Here is a 6567-nt window from a genome sequence, read left to right as displayed (position 1 = left end):
CGAAACGGAGGTCGCCTGAAACACCCCGATCCACAGGTATTGACAATTCCTCCTGGCGGATTCAAGGATGTCGGAAACGGCCTTGACGACTGGCGTGGCGGCGACATCGACGACTGGTACTACAACAACGGCCTTCATACACCACTAAACAGTCGGTCTAACACGTGGTCCGTTGCACAGGACAACCGTGATTTCATCACGCAGTCAGGAAGGGGTGAGGTGGTGGGGACGGCGCCAATGCAGACTTCGAAGGCGGCGCTCGACCCGCTCGCGCCATCGAAGGCCGGACTGCAGCCGGGGGACATGATCTATTATCGAGACCCCAGTGGAGTCATCAACCACACTGCTGTTTACGTTGGACAGAAGATGGAGAACGGACACCTTGTGGACGTTGTCGACCAACATGCTGGTGGCGGCAACAACTTTCGTAATGACTGGATGCCAGAGACCGACTTTTATGGTGGGCGGTCGCTAGCCGAATTCGTTCACCTGCACTATCCGGGCGAGTGATTGTGTTGCGCATACTCAAGTCTCGGCGACGAATCGTGCTCGTGCTGCCCATTTTGATCGGGGTTGTTCTGGCCGTGATGTTGTTGGCAGGGTACCTCTGGGGGCTTGCCGACGATGCCAAGCTACGCAGAATGCAGCCCTACACTGTTGAGCAACAACAGAAGCACGGTGAAGCTTTGATCGCCGGGCTCAACTCACGGAACCCCGAGCAAGTGGACCTGTTTCACACGGATGACGACGAGGCCGCGGCAGCGCGGGCTCGGATCACGCGGAATGTCGAGGCGGCAATGCCCAATCCTGGCTGCCACTACGTCTTGGAATCAGTACACGATGACGGCGAGCAAGGGCGCCGGTCGGTGGGGTGGCTAGGAAACGGCAACGGTGGAATAGAAACGTATCAATACCATTTATCTGTGATCGAAGTCTGCCCCAATGCACACCCGGTACCCCTCAAAATAGGTGTGATCGCTGTCCCATCGGGGATGGCTGGTCAGTGGGCGGACGCGGCCTTGAGCATCGAGCAATAGCAAGGCGGGCCTCGCTGGAGATCCAGGGGGAGCGGGCCGCGAAGTAAACCACTGTCGGGGCTGCTCGGCATGATGGTGCCGTGACGTCCTCGACCGACCCGAACCGAACCGACGCCCAGGCGATCCTTGAGCAGCTGGCCGGACCCGAGGCGCGGCTGCGCGACGACCAGTGGGCGGCCATCGAGGCCTTGGTGGTCCAGCGACGTCGCGCGCTGGTGGTGCAGCGCACCGGCTGGGGCAAATCGGCGGTCTACTTCATCGCGGCCAAACTGCTGCGGGCCCGCGGGCACGGCCCGACCGTGATCGTCTCGCCGCTGCTGGCGTTGATGCGCAACCAGGTGGCCGCGGCCGAGCGGGCCGGGGTGCATGCCGCCACCATCAACTCGGCGAACGTCACCGAGTGGGCCGACGTGCAGCGCCGAGTTGCCGCGGGTGATCTCGACGTGTTGCTGGTCAGCCCGGAGCGGCTCAACAACCCGGACTTCCGTGACGATGTACTGCCGGCGCTGGCGGCCCGCGCCGGGCTGGTGGTGGTCGACGAGGCACACTGCGTCTCGGACTGGGGGCACGACTTCCGGCCGGACTACCGGCGCATCCGCACCCTGATCGCCGAACTCGGTTCCGGCATACCGGTTCTGGCGACCACCGCGACCGCCAACGACCGGGTGGTCGACGACGTCGCCGGCCAACTCGGGGTCGGCGGTGGCGACACGCTGGTGCTGCGCGGCGGCCTGGACCGCGAATCGCTGCGGCTGTCGGTGGTGGCCGCCGGCGGCCCGGCGCAGCGCGCCGCGTGGATCGGCGCCCACTTGAACGAGCTGCCGGGTTCCGGGATCGTCTACACACTGACCGTGGCCCAGGCCCACGACGTGGCCGCCGACCTGCGGGCACAGGGGTTCGCGGTGGCCGCCTACACCGGCTCCACCGAAGCGGCCGACCGGGAACAGCTGGAGGCCGACCTTTTGGCCAACCGGGTCAAGGCGCTGATCGCCACCTCGGCGCTGGGGATGGGATTCGACAAACCGGACCTCGGGTTCGTGATCCACCTGGGGGCGCCGTCGTCGCCGATCGCCTACTACCAGCAGGTGGGCCGCGCCGGCCGGTCCACCGCTCATGCCGAGGTCATCCTGCTGCCCGGTATCGAGGATCAGGACATCTGGCGTTACTTTGCGTCGCTGGCCTTCCCGTCGGAAGCCTTGGTACGCAAGGTGATCGGGGAGTTATCGCAAGACCGGCCGACCTCGACGCCGGCCCTGGAGCCGCTGGTCGACTTGAACCGATCGCGACTGGAGATGGTGCTCAAGGTGCTCGACGTCGACGGCGCGGTGCGCCGGGTCAAGGGCGGCTGGCTGGCCACCGGGGCGCCCTGGAGCTACGACGAGCAGCGCTACCGGACGCTGGAGGAGCTGCGCCGGGCCGAGCAGCAGGCCATGCTCGACTACCAGCGAACCGATGACTGCCGGATGAGCTTCCTGCGCGCCCAGCTCAACGACCCGCAGCTGCGTGCGGGGGAGCGGTGCGGTCGGTGCGACAACTGCGCCGGGTCGCGATTCCACGGTGTGGTGGACGCCGCGGTCGCGGCGGCCACCCGGGAGCGGTTGATGCGTCCCGGGGTGGAGATCATCCCGCGCCGCCAATGGCCCTCCGGCCTGTCGCGACTGGGTGTCGAGCTGTCCGGCCGGATCACCGGCGGGCCGGAGCCCGGCCGGGTCATCGGCCGGCTGACCGATCTGGGCTGGGGTGCCCGGCTGCGCCGGTTGCTCGACGAGCCGGATCAGCCGGTGCCCGACGAGGTGGTGCGGGCCGCGGTCGCGGTGCTGGTGAGCTGGGACTGGCAGATACGCCCCACCGCGGTGATGGGGCTGGACTCGGCCACCCACCCGGTGCTGATCGGGTCACTGGCCGAGCGGCTGGCCGAGCTTGGCCGGCTGACGCATCTGGGAACGTTGCGTTACGCGGACGGGCGGCGGGCGGTGACGGCCGCCAACTCGGCCTACCGGGTGGTCGCCCTGAACGGTTCGTGGCAGGAACCCGCCAAGCTCGAATCGGACGGGCCGGTGCTGCTGGTCGACGACGTGACCGACACCGGGTGGACGTTGACGATGGCGGCCCGGGTGCTGCGCGCCGCCGGTGCGCCGCAGGTCCTGCCGTTCGCTCTGGCCAGCGTGAACTGAGTACGGGCGTACGGTCGAGTGATGAGCGCAATCAATCGAGCCATGGCCGCGGCCTTGACGGGTGCGGCGCTGATCCTGACCCCGGCGGCGCACGCAGCACCATGCGAGCAGACGTTCGGTGAGGGGGTCGACGCCTACCTGAACCGGCACCCGGACGTCCGAGCCGAGCTGGACGCGAAGGGCCGGCAGGAAGACCCGGGCGCCCCGAATCCGACGCTGTCCTATCTGGAACGGCACCCGCACGTGCGGCAGGCGCTGATCACGCTGTCTCAGCAGTGCATCTGACGAACGGCGTCCGGAACACGTAGCGACTGGTGGGCACCGTGTCGATGTTCTGGTTCGCGCCGAACCTCGAGACGCTGGCGACCATCCGGCCCACCCGATCGGTGAGATCGGCCTGGTCGGCGGCGCCGTAGAACGCGTACGGGTCTGACACCGCCTCGTCTGGGAAGTTCTCCTCGACGATGGCGTCGATGCGGGGCGCATCCGGAGTGAGCGGGCGGACCACCGCGTTCTGGGTGTAGCCGAAGGTGGCCTGGGTGTCGATGGCGACCTGGGTGTGGTCGATGTGCCAGCGATGCAGCCAGGTCGCCTCGTCCAGATCGGCCGGCCTTCGCAGCAGCGCGACATTGGCCATTCCCGGGGTGCGGCCGCCCTCGCCCGGGTCCGGCGGCGGCATGGGCATCGATTCGGTCACCAGATAGGCTGCCGCCGAATCGGATTCGGCCTGGATCACTGCGATGGCCGCGCGGGTCGCCTCGCTGTAGTACTGCTGGGTCCACAGGCTGATGACCGCGGCTGCCGGGGGATCCAGAGTGGTCAGGGCGAGCATGGAGTCGCGCACCGGCTCGTCGCGCACATTGACCACGACTCCCGGCAGTCCCAGGTCCAGCAGCTGTGCGGCGATGGGGCCGCGCAGTTTCTGGCACCACTGTTCGCTGAAGTTGGCCTTCTGCGCGACGATCATGACCTTTTCCATGACTCTCCCTCCTCGGTGGCGGATCAATCGGTGGCAGCGCGGAACGCCTCGACGAGTTCGGACAGCAGTTCGCCTGCCCGGCCGCTGTCGCGCGGCAGTGAACAAGTCACCCGCACATCGGTGACGCCGGCCGCCACCAGTGCCGGCGCGCTGGCCGCGGTGGCCGCGGAGTCCAGTGAGCCGTCCGGGCGCTTGACAGTGGTGGCGTGGCCCAGCACCTGCAGATCGGCCGGGTCGCCACCGAGGGTGCTGATGCGGTCCCTCATCGCGGCGATGGCGCCGGCCGGGTCGCGCATCGCCGGGCCCCAGGGAATCCAGCCGGTGCCGAACCGGGCCAGCCGGCGCGCCACCGCGTCGTTCACGGTACCGCTGACCCAGATCGGAACACCGTGTGGCTGCGCTGGTTTGGGCATCTGGTGGATATTGTCGAAGGACAGCTCCGCCGAGTGGTAGCTGCTGCGCTGCTCGGTCCACAGCGACTGACACACCTCCAGGGTGTGATCGAGCAGCCGACCACGGTTCTCGAAGGCCAACCCCGCGGCCTCGTACTCCTCGCGCTGCCAACCGACCCCCACACCGAGATCCAGCCGCCCACCCGAGAGCACGTCCAGGGTGGCCAACTCCTTGGCGAGCACCGCCGGACGGCGCAGCGCCGCCAAAAGTATCGCGGTGCCCAGTCGGATTCTGCTGGTAGTGGCCGCCAGCGCGGTCAGCACGATCAGCGGGTCCAGCCACTGCCCGTCGGGACCGGTCGGCTGGCGTCCGCCGGTGATCCCGCCGAGCCGAGGATCCGCGTAGGCATCCGGGTTCTCGCCGAACACCACGTGATCGGAGACCACCACACGGTCCACCCCGGCGGCGTCCATAGCCCGGCCCAACGCCAGCGTGGCACCCCAGTCATGGTCAGGATCGTCGGTGAAAGTCTTGAGCTGCAGCGAGATCTGCGGTCTGGTCATGGTCGAACCTGCCGTGTCGTTCGGGTCTCTATCGCATCGATGGTCAAGGCGCGCAACGCGATCCGCCAGCCCGGCCCGACGCGGTGGTAGGTGTCGCGGTAGCGCAGGTACCAGGCGTGGTCGGTGATCTTGCCGTCGGCCTCGATCCAGTGGTGCGCCACCCCGGTGATGTCGCCGGTCGCCGTGTCGGTGGCATCGCTCTCGGAGGTGTAGATCTCCCCGAGGATGCCGTGGTGTGTCCGGGTGATGCCGGTCAGTGCGGTCATCGCGTCGAGCACTCCGGCGTGCCCGTTGTGACGCACGCACGGCTCGAGGTGTTCTGGCGGTTTCGGCAGGATCAATTCGGCGTCGGCGGCGAACAATTCGGCCAGATCGTCGAATCGGCGGGCGTCGACGTATCCGGCGTAGCGGTGCACCAGCTCGGACAGCTTCAGCCGGTCGGCCGCTGTCAGGGTCATGCCGGCGGCTTCGGCTTGGTGCCGCCGAGCTGCGCGGTGAGCGCGTCGGCGGCGCGCATCAGACCGCGGGCCCATCGGGTGATCTCGGAGTCGGTGAGCCCACGCTGGGCGTGCAGTGACACGACCATCACCTGACGTTGGTGATCGTCATAGACCGGAGCGGAGATGACGCTGATGTCGTGGCGGCCCCGGCCGCCGGCCTCGCTACGCAGGTACACCCGCTCTCCGATATCGGAGACCAATTCGGCCAGCAGCGCCCGCAATTCGTCCGGGAGGTTACTGGACAGGCCGGCCATCAGGCCGTAAAGCCGTTGCCCGCCCGGGGTCAGCCGCTCCACCAGGTAGCCGTTGGCCCGGCACTCGTCGACCACGCGCTGCAGCCGCTCGCTCTCGGCGCGCAGCGGAATGGTGGGCTGGCGGGCCAGCCAATCCTGTAGTGCGCGCTCGTCCCAGAGCACGAACATCAGCCCCACCGGCGGTGCAAACGGATAGCTCTGCCCGGCCTGCACGCCCAGATGTGCATCGGGCGCGGCGACCAGTTCCAGCACGGTGATCCGATCGTCGACCACCGCGCTCAGCGCGGCGGAAGTGGCGAAGTCCTGCGAGAGCCGTCGCAGTTCGTCACGTGCTTCCGGGCCGACCCGCAGTGACTGCTGCGCGGCGCGACCGAGCGAGATCAGCCCCGGACCGAGTCGATAGGTCTTGTCCAGATCGTCACGCATCAGGTAACCCACCGCGGTCAGGGTCGTCGCGATACCCAGACAGGTCGGCTTGGACAGGCCGGTGCGGCGGGCCAGTTCGGACAGGCCGAAGCGCTGGTCGGGGTGGTGCGCCAGAAAGTCCAGGATGGTCACCACCCGCTCGGTCGGCGGTGATGACCGAGCTGCGGTCTCCGCTTGTTCTGGCACAGCCATTGCAGCATGCTACCCCGACCGGCTAATCTCGGTTCGAGATATCTACCGA

8 protein-coding genes are annotated in these 6567 nt (G+C 67.7%); 4 read left to right on the top strand and 4 right to left on the bottom strand.

The window, feature by feature from the left end; genetic code table 11:
* The 4 genes from K6T84_RS19930 to K6T84_RS19915 form a co-directional block, all read left to right on the top strand.
* On the top strand, positions 1-510 hold a 510-nt coding region (locus K6T84_RS19930; RefSeq protein WP_329786717.1), incomplete at its 5' end, for an amidase domain-containing protein.
* Positions 511-545: 35 nt separating this feature from the next.
* Positions 546-1037, top strand: coding sequence for a hypothetical protein (locus K6T84_RS19925; protein ID WP_224863001.1), 492 nt, complete (start codon positions 546-548; stop codon positions 1035-1037).
* 80 nt (positions 1038-1117) lie between these two features.
* Positions 1118-3211, top strand: coding sequence for a RecQ family ATP-dependent DNA helicase (locus tag K6T84_RS19920; protein ID WP_225400786.1), 2094 nt, complete (start codon positions 1118-1120; stop codon positions 3209-3211).
* Positions 3212-3232: 21 nt separating this feature from the next.
* The gene (locus K6T84_RS19915) at positions 3233-3496 is read left to right on the top strand and encodes a heme-binding protein (protein WP_225400785.1); all 264 of its coding nucleotides are present in this window, start codon (positions 3233-3235) and stop codon (positions 3494-3496) included.
* On the opposite strand, the gene K6T84_RS19910 is transcribed toward K6T84_RS19915, so the two are convergent.
* The 4 genes from K6T84_RS19910 to K6T84_RS19895 are packed head-to-tail and all read right to left on the bottom strand — an operon-like array spanning position 3471 to position 6518.
* The gene (locus K6T84_RS19910) at positions 3471-4190 is read right to left on the bottom strand and encodes an EthD domain-containing protein (RefSeq protein WP_225400784.1); all 720 of its coding nucleotides are present in this window, start codon (positions 4188-4190) and stop codon (positions 3471-3473) included. The two genes, K6T84_RS19915 and K6T84_RS19910, sit on opposite strands and share 26 nt — an antisense overlap.
* Positions 4191-4213: 23 nt before the next feature.
* A complete protein-coding gene (locus K6T84_RS19905) occupies positions 4214-5146 on the bottom strand; it encodes a TIGR03619 family F420-dependent LLM class oxidoreductase (RefSeq protein ID WP_224862994.1) in 933 nt (310 codons plus the stop codon).
* On the bottom strand, positions 5143-5604 hold the full coding sequence (locus tag K6T84_RS19900; protein WP_224862992.1) for a nuclear transport factor 2 family protein: 462 nt from the start codon (positions 5602-5604) through the stop codon (positions 5143-5145). The genes K6T84_RS19905 and K6T84_RS19900 overlap by 4 nt, the downstream gene beginning before the upstream one ends.
* Complete coding sequence (locus K6T84_RS19895; protein WP_224862990.1) at positions 5601-6518, bottom strand: IclR family transcriptional regulator; 918 nt, start codon at positions 6516-6518, stop codon at positions 5601-5603. Before K6T84_RS19895 ends, K6T84_RS19900 begins: the two co-directional genes overlap by 4 nt.
* Positions 6519-6567: the final 49 nt, after the last annotated feature.

The sequence above is a fragment of the Mycobacterium zoologicum genome, from assembly GCF_020181635.2.
Lineage (GTDB): Bacteria > Actinomycetota > Actinomycetes > Mycobacteriales > Mycobacteriaceae > Mycobacterium > Mycobacterium zoologicum.
Note: the sequence above shows the minus strand (reverse complement) of the source record. Positions and strands in the feature narration are given on the sequence as shown.